General features: G+C 72.4%; 15 protein-coding genes. 2 read left to right on the plus strand and 13 right to left on the minus strand.

Annotation, left to right across the window (positions count from 1 at the left end; all coding sequences use genetic code 11):
* Window positions 1–68 precede the first annotated feature (68 nt).
* From M0M48_RS23950 to recF, 10 genes are all read right to left on the minus strand, one after another.
* A complete protein-coding gene (locus M0M48_RS23950) occupies window positions 69–1,217 on the minus strand; it encodes a Dyp-type peroxidase (protein ID WP_257753042.1) in 1,149 nt (382 codons plus the stop codon).
* The gene (locus M0M48_RS23955; protein WP_257753043.1) at window positions 1,214–1,807 is read right to left on the minus strand and encodes a class F sortase; all 594 of its coding nucleotides are present in this window, start codon (window positions 1,805–1,807) and stop codon (window positions 1,214–1,216) included. The genes M0M48_RS23950 and M0M48_RS23955 overlap by 4 nt, the downstream gene beginning before the upstream one ends.
* On the minus strand, window positions 1,804–3,144 hold the full coding sequence (locus tag M0M48_RS23960) for a right-handed parallel beta-helix repeat-containing protein (protein WP_257753044.1): 1,341 nt from the start codon (window positions 3,142–3,144) through the stop codon (window positions 1,804–1,806). The genes M0M48_RS23955 and M0M48_RS23960 overlap by 4 nt, the downstream gene beginning before the upstream one ends.
* The gene (locus M0M48_RS23965) at window positions 3,141–3,887 is read right to left on the minus strand and encodes a hypothetical protein (RefSeq protein WP_257753045.1); all 747 of its coding nucleotides are present in this window, start codon (window positions 3,885–3,887) and stop codon (window positions 3,141–3,143) included. Before M0M48_RS23965 ends, M0M48_RS23960 begins: the two co-directional genes overlap by 4 nt.
* A 3-nt stretch (window positions 3,888–3,890) precedes the next feature.
* Window positions 3,891–7,097: an SdrD B-like domain-containing protein gene (locus tag M0M48_RS23970; protein ID WP_257753046.1), complete on the minus strand. Its 3,207-nt coding sequence runs from the start codon at window positions 7,095–7,097 to the stop codon at window positions 3,891–3,893.
* Between the two features lie 47 nt (window positions 7,098–7,144).
* Window positions 7,145–7,603, minus strand: a complete 459-nt coding sequence (locus M0M48_RS23975; protein ID WP_257753047.1) for a hypothetical protein — start codon at window positions 7,601–7,603, stop codon at window positions 7,145–7,147.
* Window positions 7,604–7,750: 147 nt separating this feature from the next.
* Window positions 7,751–8,437, minus strand: coding sequence for a hypothetical protein (locus M0M48_RS23980; protein ID WP_257753048.1), 687 nt, complete (start codon window positions 8,435–8,437; stop codon window positions 7,751–7,753).
* Complete coding sequence (locus tag M0M48_RS23985; protein ID WP_257753049.1) at window positions 8,434–10,785, minus strand: sensor histidine kinase; 2,352 nt, start codon at window positions 10,783–10,785, stop codon at window positions 8,434–8,436. Before M0M48_RS23985 ends, M0M48_RS23980 begins: the two co-directional genes overlap by 4 nt.
* A gap of 120 nt (window positions 10,786–10,905) precedes the next feature.
* Window positions 10,906–11,499: a DUF721 domain-containing protein gene (locus M0M48_RS23990; protein ID WP_257753050.1), complete on the minus strand. Its 594-nt coding sequence runs from the start codon at window positions 11,497–11,499 to the stop codon at window positions 10,906–10,908.
* Complete coding sequence (recF, locus tag M0M48_RS23995; protein ID WP_257753051.1) at window positions 11,492–12,613, minus strand: DNA replication/repair protein RecF; 1,122 nt, start codon at window positions 12,611–12,613, stop codon at window positions 11,492–11,494. Before recF ends, M0M48_RS23990 begins: the two co-directional genes overlap by 8 nt.
* 87 nt (window positions 12,614–12,700) lie before the next feature.
* Between recF and M0M48_RS24000 the strand changes: the two genes are divergently transcribed.
* Together M0M48_RS24000 and M0M48_RS24005 are read left to right on the plus strand one after the other, a co-directional pair.
* A complete protein-coding gene (locus M0M48_RS24000) occupies window positions 12,701–13,132 on the plus strand; it encodes an NINE protein (protein WP_215814230.1) in 432 nt (143 codons plus the stop codon).
* Between the two features lie 11 nt (window positions 13,133–13,143).
* Window positions 13,144–13,557 carry a DUF2752 domain-containing protein gene (locus M0M48_RS24005; RefSeq protein ID WP_257753052.1) on the plus strand — a complete coding sequence of 138 codons (414 nt, stop codon included), beginning with the start codon at window positions 13,144–13,146 and terminating at the stop codon, window positions 13,555–13,557.
* Window positions 13,558–13,561: 4 nt separating this feature from the next.
* On the opposite strand, the gene gnd is transcribed toward M0M48_RS24005, so the two are convergent.
* The 3 genes from gnd to dnaA form a co-directional block, all read right to left on the minus strand.
* The gene (gene gnd / locus M0M48_RS24010) at window positions 13,562–14,443 is read right to left on the minus strand and encodes a phosphogluconate dehydrogenase (NAD(+)-dependent, decarboxylating) (RefSeq protein ID WP_215814228.1); all 882 of its coding nucleotides are present in this window, start codon (window positions 14,441–14,443) and stop codon (window positions 13,562–13,564) included.
* Between the two features lie 51 nt (window positions 14,444–14,494).
* A complete protein-coding gene (dnaN, locus tag M0M48_RS24015; RefSeq protein WP_215814227.1) occupies window positions 14,495–15,637 on the minus strand; it encodes a DNA polymerase III subunit beta in 1,143 nt (380 codons plus the stop codon).
* Window positions 15,638–16,003: 366 nt separating this feature from the next.
* On the minus strand, window positions 16,004–17,563 hold the full coding sequence (dnaA, locus tag M0M48_RS24020; RefSeq protein ID WP_374587300.1) for a chromosomal replication initiator protein DnaA: 1,560 nt from the start codon (window positions 17,561–17,563) through the stop codon (window positions 16,004–16,006).
* Between the last annotated feature and the right edge of the window lie 505 nt (window positions 17,564–18,068).

Below are 18,068 nucleotides of genomic sequence, written 5' to 3' on the forward strand. Positions count from 1 at the left end.
GGGTTCGGAGGCCCGAGCAGGGGTGTCGACAGGTCCCCGTACGTCGAAGCGGCTCCCAGCGCGCCCTGTCAGCCGGCCGTGCCGAAGAGCCCGGCGCCCAGCGGGCGGTCCTCCGCGTGACCGGGCAGCACCAGGAAGGTCCCGGTCGCGGTCGTGGTCGCGAAGTCGAGCATCCGGTCGCTCTCCTCGAGGCGCTGCATCGTCGCGGTGAACGCCCGCAGCGTGCTCTGGAAGCTCACGAACAGCAGCCCGGGGTCCGGGTCGTCGATGGAGTACGAGCGCCGCAGCATCAACGGCACCCCGGCGTCGCGGGCGTGGGCCCGGCGCACGTGCGCGTCGGCCGGGACCAGGTACTGCCCGTCGGGCGTCTTGGCGCCCAGGTCGATGTCGGCACCGCCGGAGAGCGCGAGCGACGAGTCCCGGCGCCGGCCGACCGCGGCCTCCTGGCCCTCGACGCCGAGGCGCCGCCACCCGGCGACGTCGATCCGGAACCGGCGCAGCACGGCGATGGTGCCGCCGGCCACCGGTACGGGTCCGGCCAGCCACACGCCCTCGGCGAGCTCGTCGGCCGAGCGCGGCGCGACGATGCCGTCCTGGAAGCCCTGGACGTTGCGGGTCGCCTGGTGGTCCCCCGGCGTCGCGGCATAGGCGCCCCGCCAGCCGCGCTGGGCCCACCGCAGCCGCGCGGAGCCGCGCAGCTGCTCCTCCAGGGTCGCCACGGCGAGCGCCACGACGAGCGGGTCGGAGGCGCAGACCTGGAGCCACAGGTCGCCGCCGCGCTCGCGCTCTCCCATCTCCTCGCGCCGGTACGACGGCAGGTCGGTCGCGCCGGGCAGGTCGGCCCCGGCCCGGCGGACCAGCGACGGCCCGACGCCCACGGTGACGGTCAGGTCACCGGGGTCCAGCCCGTCGGTGGCCTCGGTGGTGAGCGTGCGGATCGTGGTCCCCAGCGCCGCGAGCAGCGGCCCGGGCGGGACGTCGAGGTCGAGGACCAGCGAGGTCAGGTGGGTCTGCGGGAGCACGGGGCGGTCGATGCCCGCCTGGGCGGTGCCGTCGGCCGCGACCGGGCCACCGGCCTCCCCCGCGGCGCCGGCGCCCCCCGGCACCGGCGCCGCGGAAGGACCCGGCGTCCGGTCCGCACCGCAGCCCGCGACACCCATCGCGGTCACGGCGGATCCGAACGCGAGCAGGCCCCGCCGGCTCGTGCGGGCGGTCACCGGGGCACCACGGCGAGCGGCACGGCGTACCAGACCGTCCGCCGGGTCCACTTGCCCGGCCCGAGCCGGCGACCCGAGCACACCACGATCACGGCCTGTTCCGACCCCCAGTCGCGGAACGCCTTGGCGCGGGGCACCCGGGCCGCCGGGTAGCTGCGCCGCGCGTGCACCCGGTAGCAGACGGTCCGTCCGTCGGCAGCGCGCAGCGAGAAGGTGTGCCCGGCACGCAGCGTGTTGAGCAGGGAGTTGCCCAAGGCCGAGCCGTCGGGCCAGGTGTGGGCGTCGAGGATGACCGAGCCGACCCCGGCGCCGGGGCGGACCTGGCGGTCCCAGCCGACCATCTTCTTGCCGGCCTTGGTGACCGGCGGGGTCCCGATCGCACCGCTCGCCGTACGGCGCACGCGGACGACCCGGAACTCCCGGCCGAGCACGTCGAAGCGGGCGCCCACGGGACGGATCCCGGACGACGCGGTGGTCGCGCAGGTGGTGGTGCGCGGGGCCGGGTCGGCCGCGGGCGCAGCGGGAGCGGCGGACGCCGGTCCGGGCAGCAGCGCGGCCACCGTGGCCAGCGCGAGCACGACGTACCTCATCGGACCATCACCCACGCGCTCAGGAGCGATCGGCCGGGCACCTTCACGGACGCGAGGTCGGGCATCGTGGGGCCTTCCGGTAGCGGCTGCGGGGCGGTCGTGACGTCGGCGAGCCCGGGCAGGGCGGTCGGCAGCGGCACCTCGAGGAAGCTCATCCCCGGCGGTGCGGCGGCGAGGCGCGCGACCTGCTCCGGCGCGACCGCACGGCCTGCGGTCTGCGCGGTGCACCCGGCGCCGGCGGTGCTCAGCCCGGTGGGCAGGGTCGTCGTCCCGGGCTCGGGGCAGTTGCCCGTGCCGAGCACCCGCGCGGAGGAGATGTCGGCGAAGTCGATCGCGTTGCCGGCGTACGCGTTGCCGGTCAGGGTGTTGCGCAGGGCCGGCAGGTCGCTGGAGCTCGCGATGCTGATCCCGGCCCGGCGGTGCCCCTCGACGCGGTTGCGGACGAAGCGGTTGTCGGTGCCGCCACTGATCCCGATGCCGATGCCGAAGCCGCCGTCGGCCTGGGCCGGGCTGGTCGCCTCGTTGTTGTCCACGACCAGGTTGCCGGCGATGACGTCGCCGGTCTGGGGGATGAACGCCTCCTGGTAGTCCGACAGGAAGGTCAACCCGACCCGGTTCGAGCTGAACCGGTTGCCGACGACCATGAGCGGGGTCGACGCGTTGGCGTTCTCGAAGCCGACCGCGTTGCGCTCGGCCACGTTGCCGGTGACGAGGATGTCGCAGGCGTGGCACTGCCCGACGTAGAAGCCGCTGTCGGCGGAGCCGCTGGCGTAGTTGTCGCGGATGACGCCGTGCTGGGCGTTGAAGGCGTAGATGCCGTAGAGCCCGTTGTTCGCCGCGGTCACGTGGTCGACCTGGAAGCGCTGCAGCGGCGGGAACTTCTCGGGGTCGAAGTTCTCGTAGCCCGAGCCGTCGGTGTTGGCGCGCGGCCCGTCGCCGTCGTGCAGGCCGGTCACGAGGACGCCGTAGAAGGTGGTGCGCTGGACCGTGAGGTTCTGGATCCGCACCCCGTCGGCGATGCCGACGACGCCGTGCGGCCGGATCCCGTCGCCGTCGATGATCACACCCGCGCGGTCGGTGCCGCGCACGGTGACGTCCTCGGTCGCGACGACCACGCTCTCGTGGTAGGTCCCCGGCGAGACGAGCACCATCCCGCCGGGAGCCACGCGGTCGACGGCCTCCTGGATCGTCGGGGCGTCCTGGGGGACCTCGACGAGCGGGGAGCCTGCGGGCGAAGGAGCGCCGGGATGAGGGGGGGCGTCGTCCTTCGCGCCGCAGGCGGTCAGCAGGGCCGGCACCAGTGCCAGCGCGGCGACGAGTCCGCGGATGCGGCTCACGAGGTCCTCCTGAGGAAGCGCAGCACCTTGCCGGGGATCGCGGCCGGCTCGCCGTCGCCGACCGTGAAGGTCGCGGGGTCGCCGCCGCCGATCTGGGCCTCGAAGCGGACGAGGTGGCCGGTCCGGTCGACCCAGTACGTCGTCCGCGAGGACGCCGCCGCACCCGGGCTGCCGTCCGCGGCCGCTCGGCCCGGACCGCTCATCACGTACACCGTGTCGTCTCCCTTGCCCTCGACCCGGAGCAGCCGGGCCCCGCTCTGCTGGAGGAGCACCGGGTTCTCCGGCCGGTCCGCGCCCAGCTGGAGCGCGAGCGCCAGCGCCACGTCGGTCGGCTGGCTCGCGTCCATCGGGCGCTGCGTCCAGGCGGTCGCCGCCGGGACGGCGCCGTCGGCCGTGCCGCTCGCCGTACCGACCTGGTCGGTGCTCCAGGCGATGACACCCGAGGTCAGCGGCTCGCTGCTCCCGGGCTCGCTCGTCGTGTAGTCGCCGTAGGCGGCACCGGCACGGAAGTCCACGACCACCCTCGCGCGCAGCGTGACGGCGCCGTGCGCCTCGATCGTCAGCGGGACGCGTCCCGCCGAGAAGTTGTTGAACCGGAGCACCGCCAAGGCCTGGGCCTGCTCGGTGGTGAGCCGCTTCGGCGGCTCCGCGTCCGGTGAGTTCTGCTGCTGCCCGCACCCGGTCAGGCAGGCAGCAGCGGCTACGGCCGAGAGGATCAGCCGTAGCCGCCGCTGGTTGCTCACTACTTACCGGATCCCGGGCAGCACCCGAGCACCCGTCGCCGGAACACCGGCGAGCTGGCTCGTGGTCGCGTAGAAGCGGTTCTTCGAGGTGAGGCGGGTGCCCTTCGGGTCGGAACCGGTGAGCGTGACCTTGTCACCGTGGAGACGCGCTCCCGGCTTCATGGTCAGCTTCGCGGTGCACTTGAAGGTGACGCCCGGCTTCCAGGTCTTCGGGTTCGCCCCGAAGCTGGCGGCCCAGCGGACCACACCCTTGCGGTTGGCCTTGACCGTCTTGCCGTCGGGGAAGGTGCACCGGAAGTCGGTGACCTTCGCGCCGCTCAGCGTGCGGTCGCTGACCTGGACCCGGCGGATCGGCGAGGTGCCGAGGTTGGTCGCCGGCATCACGATCTTCCGCGTCTGGCCGGGGCGGAACCGCAGGGCGGTGCCCTTGGTGTCGGCCTCGGCGCCCGTCGCCTTGTCCTTCTTGGTGATGACGATCTTCGACGTGTACCCGGTCTTGGCGTAGTACTTGTCGGCGTCCGTCACCGGGGCGACGCCCGCGACCGGCTGGTTGGTGAGCGGGTTGAACTGCTCACCGACGACCTTGATCCGGTCGGCGTGCACCTCACCGGCCTCCAGGTCGATCGTGCCCGTGCAGGGGAACGAGTCACCCGGCAGGAACATCCCGGCCCAGGTCGTACCGGTGGCGGGGCCACCGAGCGCCGAGAAGTCGCAGGTGAGGCCCTTCATCGCGGGCTTCGAGAGCGTCTCGTCGGTGACCTTCACGTTGCCCAGGGCCGCGTTGCCGTCGTTGGTGACGATCATCGCGACCGGCTGCGCACCGGTCATGCCGTTCGGGCCGGCCTGGTAGACCGTCGGCGACGCCTCGTTGTTGGCGTGCGACAGCGGTCCACCGACGGGGCCCTCGAGGCGGCCGTCGTACTTGACGATGTGGATGCTCGGCTTCGGGGTGAACCCGAAGTCGAGGTCGTGGTTGTTCTCGCCCGGCTTGCCGGTCTTGAGCGAGATCGCCGGGTACCCGTCGCCACCCGCGGTCGCCTTGTTGCCCTCAGGACCGGTCGCGGTCTTGGAGAGCGCCCAGTCGGCACGGTCGAGCGGACCGCCCGGCTGGTAGTCGGCGGGGTTGTCCATCTTGACGACGTAGTCGGTCTCGTAGTCGAGGCCCTCGGTGGTGAGCGAGTCGAAGTAGTACTCGCCGCGGTCGTTGGTCGTCGTGGTGGCGACCAGGTTGCCCTGCTTGTCGTACAGGTTCACCGTGGCACCGACCACTGGGTTCTCCCCGGCGCTCTGCTTGCCGTCGGCCGCGTCGTTGTACCAGACCCGGTTGCCGATCTGGATCGGCGCGAGGTCGCACAGGACGTCCATGTCGGCCAGGCCCTGGCCCTTGCCGAACTTGAGGCCGAGACCGCTGGCCTCGCCGATCGTCTGACCCGCGGTGTTGTTGCCCGTGCCGCGGTTCTTGGCGACGATCGCCTGGGTGTGGAACGCGCCGCCGCCGTCCATCTCGTCGATGATCAGGCCGGGCTCGGCGCGGCTCATCGTCATGCCGGCGAAGACGCCGTTCGGGTGGACGACCTGGGTGTCGTAGAAGCGGTTGACCGGGCTGCCGGCCGCGACCGGAGCGATCCCGCAGCCGCCGTTGCTGTCGAGGACGTAGGTCCCCGAGCCGCCCAGGCACGCCTTGTTGAGGTCGCCGCCGACCTGGTAGTACGGGTAGACCGTGCCACCGGCGTCGGTGCGGGCCTCGAGGTTCACGCCGACCTGGTCACCGGTGCGGTCGCGGAAGGCGAGGTTCAGGTCGCCGTTCGCCTCGACCACGATCTTGCCGAGCCACGGCGTCGGGACGCTGACCTGGCCGTTGTTGCCGCACCACATGTCGTCGTTCCAGCCGAACCAGCCCGCGTCGCCCATGCAGGCGTAGCCGTCACCGGCACGCTCGTAGGAGATCGACTCGTCGAGGACCGTGGCGATGCTCGCGTAGGTGGTCTCGTTGAAGGTCTGGACGACCGCACGCATCGTGGTCGCGCGGGCGGTGCCCTCGCTCTCACCGCTGCAGACGCCGCCGGCGTACAGCACGCCGTCGGCCTCGCCGAGACCGCCCGGACGCCAGTCACCGGCGTTGGCGCAGCCCGGGTCCGGGATGGCGAAGGAGGTCAGCGGCGTCGCGGCACCCGAGGTGTCGGTGACGTCGTAGACGTAGACCTTCTTGTCGTTGAGGTTGGCGACGAAGAGCTTGGTGTAGTCGTCGCTCATGACGATCGCGCCGAGGGACTCCTTGCCGACCACCGTGCGGAAGTCGAAGTCCTCGTTGCCGCCGTTGGCGACACCCGTCGAGTCGTGCAGCGTGGTGCCCGCGTTGGGGACCGTCGCGAAGGCGCGGGTCAGACCCGTGGCCGGGTCGGTCACGTAGAGACCGCCGGGCCCGAGCGGACCGTAGTCCACGTTGCGCTTGGCGAAGGCCGCGGAGAAGACGTTCTTGCGGATCCGGTCGTAGGCGATGCCGTAGACCGAGCCCGTGCCGATGTCGCTGCCCGTGGTCTTCGACTGGGCGAGCTCCTGGTAGGCGCTCGTGTTGTAGTTGGTGAGGAAGACCGTGTCCTTCGACTCGGTGCTGGCGTCAGCGCCCGCACCGTCGTGGACGAACATGCCCGGCTGGCAGGCGTTGGCGACCTGCGGGTTCGACTGGCAGTAGTCCCGCGCGCGCCAGAAGCCGGTGGTCACGGTCTTGTCCGAGCCCGACGACAGGTCGACGAACTCCTGGTTCGACGAGAGCCGCGTGGCCGAGGGCGTGTCGGCAGGGTCGGCGGACGACGCGAAGGCCGGCGTGTAGTAGGTCGCGTCGGGGTTGGCGACGTTGACGCGGTACTTGCCGCCCGTCAGCCGAGGGTCACCCGCCGGCAGCGTCGCGACACCGGTCGCGTCCGTCGTCAGCGACACCGTGTGCCCGAAGGCATCGGTCACCGTGACCGCCACTCCCGGCAGGGCCAGGTCGATGACCGGGTCCCAGGCGCCGTTCGCCCCCATGTCGCGGATCACCCGCACGGTCAGTCCGCCATCGCCACTCGCTGCTTGCGCCGCCGGCGGCGTCGGCACGCCGACACCGAAGGCGAGCGTTCCGGCGCCGAGCGCCAGCGCCGCGATGCGAGCGGTACGACGGCCGGGCCGACGCCCGATCCGATCAGCACCTGTGTGCACCTTGAACTCCTTCACGTCCCCACTCAGAAAAACTCGGTCGGGCGCGATTCAAGGGGAAGGACTCAGGTCCGGTGGTCCGAAAAGCCCTTCCCGGCGCCAGATGACCCCCCTTCCGGGGTCACCTCCCGGGACCGCACGACACCCGTCCGCAGGGGGCGGGCCTCGGCACCCAGTCCGAGCTGGTCCAGCCCGATGCGGCGCCCGCGGCTCAGCTCCGACCAGATGGCTGCGATGAGCTCGTCGTCCGGTCCGACGAGGACGCGGAGGCCGGCGAGCATGCCGTCCTGCTGCTGGGCGAGCGGCGCGTCGGCGACCAGGAGCACCGGGTGCTCGGACGGCGCCGCCTCGGCCAGCCAGGCCGCCAGCTCGCCGGCGGTGCTCCCCGACCACACCAGGTCGAGACCGGGCTGCGCACCGATCAGCTCCTCGCTGCGCCTGCGGTGGCGGGGGTCCCGGTCGGCCAGCGCGACGCGCCACCGGTACCGCCGCGCACGGGGGCCGAACTCCCGATCTCTCGTCATCTCTGTTCCGCGGTCGAGGGGCGCTCGATCGCGCCCGCTGGCTGCTGCACCGGCACACAGCCAGGTCGCGCCGAAATGCTAGGGACGACGGGCGGTTCCGGGACCGGAGCGGCGGATTTGACCTCCGTTCAGGGGGCCGCCGGGAGGTCAGGAACGAGACGGCGGATCGAGGTAGCCGTCCTGCTGGGCGACCGTGTTGAGCTCGAGCTTGGTGCCCACCGGGCGCCCGGCGGTGGCGTACTTGGCCTTCACCCGGCTGAGGTACTTCTTGGCGGTGTCCTTCTTGACGCCGAGGGCGGTCGCGACCGCCTCGAGGGTGAGCCCGGAGGCGTAGAGGACGAGCGCCCGCTCTTCCTGGTCGCTGAGCTGGGGGCGTTCGGCGTCCCCGGCGATCACGCTGGCGAGCTCGGGGGTCAGCCACTGGCCGCGGCCGAGCACCGTCCAGATCGCGGCGACGATGTCCTCCTCGGAGTCGCGCTTGCCCGCGATGCCGCCGATGCCGGCGCGCAGGATCTTGCGGACCAGCTCGGGCGAGGCCATCGCCGACAGCACGAGCACCTTGAGCCCGGAGCGGGTGAGCTCGCGGACGACGGCCGGGTCGGCGCTCGCCCCGCGCTCGACCATCAGGTCGAGGATCAGCAGCTGCGGGCGCCGGGGCTCGGGCACGGTGTCGAGCCAGGCGGTGAAGTCGCGGAGGGTCTCCCCGCTCCACACCACGCGCAGGCCCGGCTGGGCGGCCACCAGCTCCTCGGTGCGCTTGCGCTGGAGCATGTGGTCCTCGACCAGCGCCACGCGCCACTCGTAGCGCCGGGCGCCCTGGGAAGGAACGTTCACGAGTCCTCATCTCCGATCCTCACGGGTTCCGGCGCCGCCGCCGGGACCACCACCTCGACCAGGTCCTGCGGGCCGAAGCTCTGCACCGACATCTCCACGCCGTCCGGCAGCCGCCAGGCCCGCGCCACCGTCGCCAGGTACGGCGCCGGGCCGACCAGCGTGAAGCGCAGGCTCCGCGGAGCCGGGAACAGCGTCGTCGTCATCTGCTCACCGGCAGGCACGGCGCCCACCGCGGTCAGCAGCAGCTCGCCCAGCGCCGGCGCCACCTCGGCACCCGCGTCGACCGGGCCCGAACGGACCGCGAGCGCGGCGTTGCCGGTGCGCGCCTCGGCGAGCGCCCGGGCGAACCAGTCGCCCATCCACACCAGCTCGGGGTTGAGCTGGGTGAGCTGGCGCAGGTAGGCCTCCTCCTCGACGCAGACCTGCCGCAGCGGCTCCGCCGTGGGATCGGCGTCCCCGTCGGCCACCCGGCGCAGGATCGCCACGGACTCGGCGAGCCCCGCGGCCGCCCAGCGCCGGCGGGATCGGCTCGCGGCCTCCCGGGTCTCGACCTCGGTCCGCAGCCGGGCCGCGGCCTGCTGGTCGGCGACCACCTGGCGTCCGATGGTGATGACCATCCGCTGGAAGCCGGCCCAGCCGGCGACGAGGCCCATGCACGCCGCACCGGCGACGAGGACGGAGACCGCGGCCCGGCCGCTCGACGGCGCCACCAGCGCGGCGACGGTCGCGATCGTCAGCAGCAGCATGCCGATCGGCCAGCCGGCGACGCGGCGCCAGTGCCGGTCACCGAGCACGAGCAGCACCGGTCCGGCGGGACAGATCGCCTGCCACAGCACGACGTCGTCGCGTCCGAAGTCGACCGACGCAGCGGACAGCACGAACGCTGCCGACGAGCCGGCGCCGAGCAGCAGCGGCAGCAGGACCCGGCGCGGCCGGGTGTCCCCGCGCAGCCACCAGGCCAGGCCGCACACCGCGGCGACGACGGCGGCCATCGGGTACTCCTCGGTCAGCTGCCCGGGGTGGTTGGCGACGGCAAGGTAGAACCCGACCCCGACCAGCGCGAGCGCGAAGACCGCGCTCGCCCGCCGCTGGAGCCCGTCGACCACGGCCCCCATCATCGCGTCAGTGCCGGCGCGCCGGTCCACCTCGGCCGGCGCGCTCGGGCTGCCGGCCATGGTCCAGGTGAGCGTGACCCGGGTACCGAAGCCGGGGGTGGAGACCAGCTCGACATCGACCCCGGTGTCACTCAGCCGGCCCAGCACGGACTCGGCGAGGCCGCGCCCGGAGGGCGCGAGGCCGTCGAAGCCGACCCCGTCGTCGCTCACCGTGACGACCAGCCCGCTCGGCCGGACCTGGACGTCGACGCGGACCTCGGCCGCGCCGGAGTGCTTCTCGGCGTTGCGCACCAGCTCGCCGGTGGCCCGGGCCAGCGCCTCGAGCACCGCGGGCGGCACCAGTGCCTCGCGCCGGGCGAGCTCGTCGTCGGTGACGCCGGTGTGGACGATCCGGATGCCGCTCGCGTACAGCCCGTGCCGGATGCCGTGCCCGGCCAGGGGCAGCTCGGCGTCGTCGGTGATCGCCTCGAGCGTGGCGACGTCGCGGGCGCACCGCGCCCGGACCGCGTCCAGGTCGGTGGTCGCGCCGCCGCCGTTGGCCAGCGCACCGAGGGTGTTGATGACCGTGTCGTGCAGCAGCCGGGCGTCCTCGGCGGCGCGGCGGCTGGCCGCCCGGCGTACCTCGACGGCGTGGTGCTCCGCGTCGGCGAGCTCGTGCTCGGCGTCGGCGCGGCGCGCGAGGTCGAGCAGGAAGGTGACCCCGAACCGGCTGGCCACCATGATCGCCAGGGTGGTCGCCGCGACGGCCGGCGGCAGGGTGCTGCCCGAGTCGGGCACGGTGAGCACCATCAGCACCGGTACGACGACGGCGACGCCGACCGGCCAGACCAGCGCCGTACGCCCCCGCATGAGGAAGGTGGGCAGCCCCGCGGCGAGGTTCGCCATCCAGCACGAGGCCAGCAGCAGGGGGTTGTCGGGCGAGGCGACCGACGCCCAGTCGGCCACGAAGGCGGCGTACGCCAGCGTCATCACGGTCCACGCCGGGAGCCGGCCGGAGGCGACGAGCAGCGCGCAGCCGGCCAGGACCAGGTGCCCCACGACCAGCGCGGCGCGCAGCGCCGGCGCGACCGGCTCGATCACGACCGTCAGCACCATGACCGCCTGCCACAGCGCCATGCAGCGCAGGAAGGTCCGGCTCATCGACGCCGTGACCGTCCGCATCGTCCAGCCGGCCTGGCCCTCGTCGCCGAAGGGGTCCTCCAGAAGCCGCCGGCGGACGCGTGCCCACCCCACCACCGTTTGCTCTCCCCGCTTCCCACCCTGGTCGCCGATCGCAACCGGAGACGGGAGGAACGCTAGTGGACGTGGCCACCGTCGAGCACCGAACCCCGACCCGCGACCCCCGTTCGGGGGTCAGCCGTAGGTGTCGCGCGGACCGCGGCTGCCGGGCGCCTTGCGGCGTCCGTGCTTCCAGCTCGGCGCGTGCGGGCCGAGCACCTCGACCACGGTCACCGTGCCGTGGCCGAGCTCCTCGTTGAGCCGCTTGACCACCGTCGCGGCGAGCAGCTTGAGCTGGGTGGCCCAGGCGGTCGAGTCGGTGCGGACCACGAGCGTCCCGTCGACCAGCGACTCCGGCGTCGAGTGGGCGCCGATCTCGGCACCCACGATCTCGGCCCAGCGGGCGAAGACGCCGCGCACCTGGAGGTCGAGCGCCCAGCCCCGGCCGTCGATCAGCCGGCCGAGCTCGGAGCCGAGACCCTGGGGGTCGCGACCGTCGGGATAGGCGCTGCTCAGCTGGGCCTCGCCGCGCACCCGACGTCCCCGCGGCGTCCACGTGGACTTGCTGGCAGAGGACGACCCGGAGCCACGCCGGGGACGCCGGCCCGCGGGCGTGGTGCTCGCCCCGGCCGTCCCGAGCATCTGGGCGCGGGCCAGGTCGAGACCGTCGGCCCGGTGCTCCTCGGCGCCCTCGGGCCCCTCCGTCTGGTCCTCGTCGGGCTCAGGCACGGGTCACCTCCCCCGCCGCGACGTGGAAGGTGGTGCCGGCCAGCTGCTCGGGCACGTCCGCGGCGACCGCGGCGGTCACCAGCACCTGCTCCGCACCGGCGACGAGCCCGGCGAGCTGGACCCGCCGCTCGGCGTCGAGCTCGGCGAAGACGTCGTCCAGGACCAGGATCGGGTCGTCGCCGTCGGCCCGCAGCAGGTCGTACGACGCCAGCCGCAGCGCCAGCGCGAAGGACCACGACTCACCGTGGCTGGCGTAGCCGCGCACGGGCAGCCGCTGCTCGTCGCCCGGCCCCAGGGTGAGCAGCACGTCGTCGCGGTGCGGCCCGACGAGCGTGAGCCCGCGGCCGATCTCGTCGGACTGGCGGCGCTCCAGCTCGGCCCGGAAGGCCTCGGGCGTCGCCTCGGGCACGCTCGCCTGGTACTCGACCCGGGCGTCGTCGCGCGAGGCACCACGGGCCACCGCCTCGTACGCCTTGCCGACGTACGGCGCCAGGTCGGTCGTCAGCGCCTGGCGCGCCGCGAGCAGCTCGCTGCCGGTCGCGACCAGGTGGTCGTCCCACACCGCCAGGGTGGCGATCGCCGCGTCGCGCGAGGAGCCGCGCGCGGCGTAGAGCGTCTTGAGCAGGGTGTTGCGCTGCTTGAGCACCCGGTCGTAGTCGGAGAGGACCCCGGCGTAGCGCGGGGTGCGCAGCACCAGCAGGTCGTCGAGGAAGCGCCGGCGCTGACCCGGGTCGCCCTTGACCAGCGCGAGGTCCTCGGGACTGAAGACCACCGTGCGCACGATGCCGGCCAGGTCGCGCGCCCGGGAGAGCGGCGAGCGGTTGATCCGGGCCCGGTTGGCACGCCCCGGGTTGAGCTCGACCTCGAGGATCGCCGTACGCCCGTCGCGCACCACCGCGGCGCGCACGATCGCCTGGTCGGCACCCGCCCGGATCAGCGGCGCGTCGGTGGCGACCCGGTGCGAGGAGAGCCGCGAGAGGTAGTCGACCGCCTCGACCAGGTTGGTCTTGCCCTGGCCGTTGCTGCCGACGAAAGCGGTGACGCCGGGCTCCAGCGCGACGTCGATGTCGGCGTACGAACGGAAGTCGTGCAGCGTCAGGTGCGCCACGTGCACCGGTCCACCTCCTCCCGTGATCCGATTCTCCCCGATTCTCACCGCGATCGGGTTTGGACCGGGCTGGATCACCCTAGGCTGACCGGCATGACGCAACCACCCACCCCTCCCCCGCCGTACGGCGGGCCCGGCGCCCCGGGCGGCTACGGCGCCCCGGCCGGGCCGTTCTTCATCAACTACCTCGGCCAGGAGCAGGGCCCGATCGACTTCGGTCAGCTCGCCCAGATGGCCGTCAGCGGCCAGCTCAAGGCCGACACCGCCGTCCGCACCGCGGAGAGCCAGCAGTACGTCCTCGCCAAGGACGTGCCCGGCCTGTTCTCCGACAAGGAGTGGGTGATGACGCTGATCTTCACCTGGCTCCTCGGCAGCCTCGGCATCGACCGCTTCTACCTCGGCTACACCGGTCTGGGCATCGCCAAGCTGCTCACCTGCGGTGGCCTCGGCATCTGGTCGCTCATCGACGCGATCCTGGTCACCCTGCGCAAGATCCCCGACGCCCAGGGCCGTCCGCTCCGCTGACCTGGTGTGACATGACCACCACGCAGCAACCGACGACCTCCCGGCGGATCGCGAGCACCGAGGTGCTCGCGGCCGCCGGGATCGTCGCGCTCGGGGCGAGCTTCGTGTTCTCGCCCGAGCACGTCGAGGACGGGCCGGTCATCTGCCCGTTCCGCAACCTCACCGGGCTCCCGTGCCCGGGCTGCGGTCTGACCCGGTCCTGGGTCTACCTCGCCCACGGGTGGTGGCGCGAGGGTCTCGCGGCCAACCCGTTCGGCATCGTCCTGGCGCTGGTGGTGCTCGGCCTGGCCGTCGCCGTGGTCCGCGCGCGGGTACGCCGTACCGCGGCGCCGTCGCTCGACCGGCTGGTGCGCACGCCCCTCGCGGTGGTCGTCCTGACCGCGTGGCTCGGCTTCGCCGTGGTCCGCGCGGTGCTCTCGGTCTAGACCGCTACTCCTTGCGCACGGCGTGCCCGCCGAACCCGTTGCGCATCGCGGCGATCGCCTTCATCGCCGGGCTGTCCTCCTGGCGCGAGACGAAGCGGGCGAAGAGGCTGGCCGAGATCGCCGGCATCGGTACGGCGTTCTCGATCGAGGCCTCGACGGTCCACCGGCCCTCGCCGGAGTCCTCGGCGTAGCCCTGGAGGGCGTCGAGGTGCTCGTCGGCGCGGATCTGGTCGACGAGCAGGTCGAGCAGCCACGAGCGGACGACGGTCCCGGTGCGCCAGGAGGCGAAGATCTCGGGGACGTTGTCGACGATGTCGACCTTCTCGAGCAGCTCCCAGCCCTCGGCGTAGGCCTGCATCATGGCGTACTCGATGCCGTTGTGGACCATCTTGGCGAAGTGTCCGGCGCCGGGCGTCGGGCCGCAGTGGACCAGACCGTCGTCGGTGTCGGCAGGCTTGAGCGCCTCGAAGGCGGGCATCACCTTGGCCGCGTCCTCGGGGGCACCGCCGTACATGAGGGCGTAGCCGTTCTCGAGGCCCCACACGCCGCCGGAGACGCCGCAGTCGACGAAGCCGATGCCGTTCTCGGCGAGCGAGGCGGCGTTGACCGCGTCGTCGGTGTACTTGGAGTTGCCGCCGTCGACGACCAGGTCGCCCGCACCCAGCAGGTCCTTGAGCTCGGCGATCGTGGAGCGGGTCGGGTCACCGGCCGGCACCATCACCCAGACCACCTTGGGTGCGGGCAGCGCCTCGACCATGGCGGCCAGGCTGGGGACGTCGGCCAGGTCCGGGTTGCGGTCGTAGCCGACCACCGTGTGGCCGGCGTTGCGCAACCGGGTGCGCATGTTGCCACCCATCTTTCCGAGTCCTACGAGTCCGATGTGCATGGCGCATCTCCCTCTGGTCGCGGGGTGGGTGGCGGTGGTGCGCGGCCCGGGTCAGCTCAGCAGGCGCCGCGGCATGAGCAGGTAGCGGAAGCTCCCGCCCTGGTCGGCGGCCTCGTCGCCGGTGCCGCTGATGACGACCGGCTTGGAGGCCTGGGTGAAGGCCAGCTCGACGACGGCTTCGTCGATCGCGCCGAGCCCGTCGAGCAGGAAGTTCGGGTTGAAGCCGGTGACCAGGTCGTCGCCCTCGATCTCGGCGGCCACCGACTCCGAGGCCTGGGCGTCGTCGCCCGAGCCCGCGTCGAGGATGAGCGCACCGTCGCGGAAGCTCAGCTGGACCGCGGTGTTGCGGTCGGCGACGAGCGAGACGCGCTTGACCGACTCGATGAGCTCCTGGCGGTCGATCTTGGCGATCGTGAGCTTCTCGGACGGGAACAGGCTGCGGACCTTGGGGAACTCGCCGTCGAGGAGCCGGGTCGTGGTCCGGCGTACGCCGCCGGGGCCGGTGCCCTCGAAGCCGATGATGCCATCACCGGCACCGGAGGCCGACAGCGCGATGGTCACCTCGGGGCCGGCGGTGAGCGACTTGGCGGTGTCGCCGAGCACCTTGGCCGGGACCAGCGCGGCGACGGTGGCGTCGGGAGTGCCCGGGTTCCAGGTGAGCTCACGCTGGGAGAGCCGGAAGCGGTCGGTGGCGAGCAGCGCGATCGTGTCGCCCTCGATCTCGAGGCGGACACCGGTGAGCACCGGCAGCATGTCGTCGCGGCCGGCGGCGGTGACCGCCTGGGCCACGGCGTGCGCGAAGGCGTCGCTGGGCACGGTGCCGGTGGCGGCCGGCATCTCGGGGATCGTCGGGTAGTCCTCGACCGGCATCGTCTGCAGCGAGAACCGCGAGGAGCCGCAGGTCAGCGAGACCCGGGCGCCGTCGAGCGTCAACTCGACGGGCTTGTTGGGCAGGCTGCGGCAGATGTCGGCGAGCAGCCGGCCGCTGACCAGCGCCTTGCCCTCGTCGTTGACCTCGGCGGTCAGCGTGGCCCGAGCGGAGGTCTCGTAGTCGAACGTCGAGAGCACCAGGCCGTCGCGACCGGCCTCGATGAGCAGGCCGGCGAGCACGGGCGCGCTCGGTCGGACGGGCAGGCTGCGCGCTGCCCAGGCGACGGCGTCAGCGAGCACATCGCGTTCGACACGGAACTTCACGTCGTCCTACCTCTTCACGAGTTGGGTGGGAGTTGCATCCTGCCACGTCGCCGGTGAGGGGCGCACCGGGAGGGATCGATCCACAGGAAGGGGGCTCGGAGGAGTTCCGGCGATCGAGGGCAGCATGTCGTCAGGGAGTGGTCATAGCGGCGGTGGAAACTGTGGAGAACCGGCGTTTGCCCAGGTGAGCGACGGTTTTGCCGGTGGATGACGGCTGTGGACGAAAACCGAATGACAAGGCCCGGGTGTGGACGACGGGGGCGCTGTGGAGCGCGCGCCTGGCGGCTCCACGGAATCCTCCCCGTGTAGTTCTCACAATTCCGCCGGTTTTCTCCACAGGTTCTTGTCGTTCGCCGCGGCCGTGCGTCAGCTCTGGCGGGCCTGCATCTTGACCCGGTTGGTGAGCTCGCTGACCTGGTTGAAGACCGCGCGGCGCTCGCCGAGGAGCTGGTTGATCTTGCGCTCGGCGTACATCACGGTCGTGTGGTCGCGGTTGCCGAACTGGGCGCCGATCTTGGGCAGCGAGAGCCCGGTGAGCTCGCGGCACAGGTACATGGCGATCTGCCGGGCCATCACCAGGTGCCGGCCGCGGCTGGGTCCGGTGAGCTCGTCGATCGAGAGCCCGAAGTAGGCCGCGGTCTGGGCGATGATGAGCGAGGCGGTGATCTCGGGCTCGCCGCCCTCGGGGATCAGGTCCTTGAGCACGATCTCGGCGAGCGTCATGTCGACGTCCTGCCGGTTGAGATTGGCGAAGGCGGTGACCCGGATCAGGGCGCCCTCGAGCTCGCGGATGTTGGTCTGGATCTTCGAGGCGATGAACTCGAGGACGTCGGAGGGCGCGGTGAGCCGGTCCATCGCGGCCTTCTTGCGCAGGATCGCGATGCGGGTCTCGAGGTCGGGCGGCTGGACGTCGGTGATCAGGCCCCACTCGAACCGGTTGCGCAGCCGGTCCTCGAGCGCCTCGAGCCGCTTGGGCGGGCGGTCGGAGGTCAGCACGATCTGCTTGTTCGCGTTGTGGAGCGTGTTGAAGGTGTGGAAGAACTCTTCCTGGGTCTGCGTCTTGCCCTCGAGGAACTGGATGTCGTCGATGAGCAGCACGTCGATGTCGCGGTACTTGCGCTTGAACCGGTCCTGGCGGTCGTCGCGGATCGCGTTGATGAACTCGTTGGTGAACTCCTCGCTGGAGACGTAGCGCACCTTGGAGCCGGCATAGATGGTCCGGACGTAGTGGCCGATCGCGTGGAGCAGGTGGGTCTTGCCGAGGCCAGACTCGCCGTAGACCAGGAGCGGGTTGTAGCTGCGCCCCGGCGCCTCGCTCACCGCGACCGCGGCCGCGTGCGGGAAGCGGTTGGACGATCCGATGACGAAGGTCTCGAACGTGTACTTGGGGTTGAGCCGCGACTCACCGCCCGTCGCCGCGGCCGAGGGACCGGAGCCGCTGGCGGCGCCGAGGTCGGGCATCGACGGGCCGGGGCCGGTCGGGAGCGGGGTGTCCGGCGTACCGGAGGTCGACATGTCGACAGGTGGACTTGTCGACAAATCGACATGTCGATCCACGCTGGGTGCGTCGACGGGTGCGTCGTAGCTGGGGCTCTCGTACGCCGGCCCGTCGTCGTACGACGCGGACTCGGCGCCGAGCTCGTGGCGCAGCGAGCTGTCCACGGTCACCGCGAGCTGGACCTCGTGACCGAAGCGCTCGGTGAGGGCGTCCTCGAGCTCGCCGCGCAGCCGGCCCTCGAGGCGCTTGCGGGTGAAGTCGTCGGGCACGGCCACGATCGCGGTCGTGCCGTGGAGGGTGACCGGTCGGCTGGCCTGGAGCCAGGCGCGCTGGTGGGTCTGCAGGTCGCCGACGACCGCGGACCACTCGTGGACCAGGCGCGCGGTGGCCGGGTCGACGGGAGGGGTGTCCGGGGCGGGGGTGTCGATCTCGTCCTGGGGCTGATCCGGGTTGCCGGTCACGCCTGTCCCTCTCGTTCGTGGTGGGTGCTGCAGCGCCGTCGGCGGGCGGTGGCCCGAGCTGGCTCCACAAGTTTGTCCACAGGTTGTGAACATTTGCATCATCGGGCTCTCGATGCGGTCGGGAGACCGTTCGATCGCCGACCGCAACCAGTGTTTCCGCAGGTCAGCGGCAGGATCCCGAGATGTGGTGGGAGCCTGCCCCGCGGTGGCCGAGGGGGCGAGCCGGCACCGGCGGGGAAACCCGGATCGGTCGAACCTAACCGCCGCGGGGCCTGTGGATCAACCTGTCATCCACAGGTTGTGGTCCGGGGTGGAGATGGATCACAGAACCCGCTGCTCAGGGGCCGTCGGTTTGACCCCTGATCCGGCCTCCGCGTACCGTTGATCGGTCAGCCGGTGTCGACCGGTGCCGCATGTCCACGACCTTCTCGCTCCCCGCGGGGTCGTCGTGGCTGCGCGGTGCCGGCCGACG

Origin of the sequence: Pimelobacter simplex (assembly GCF_024662235.1) — a bacterium.
In the GTDB taxonomy this organism is placed as follows: Bacteria; Actinomycetota; Actinomycetes; order Propionibacteriales; family Nocardioidaceae; genus Nocardioides.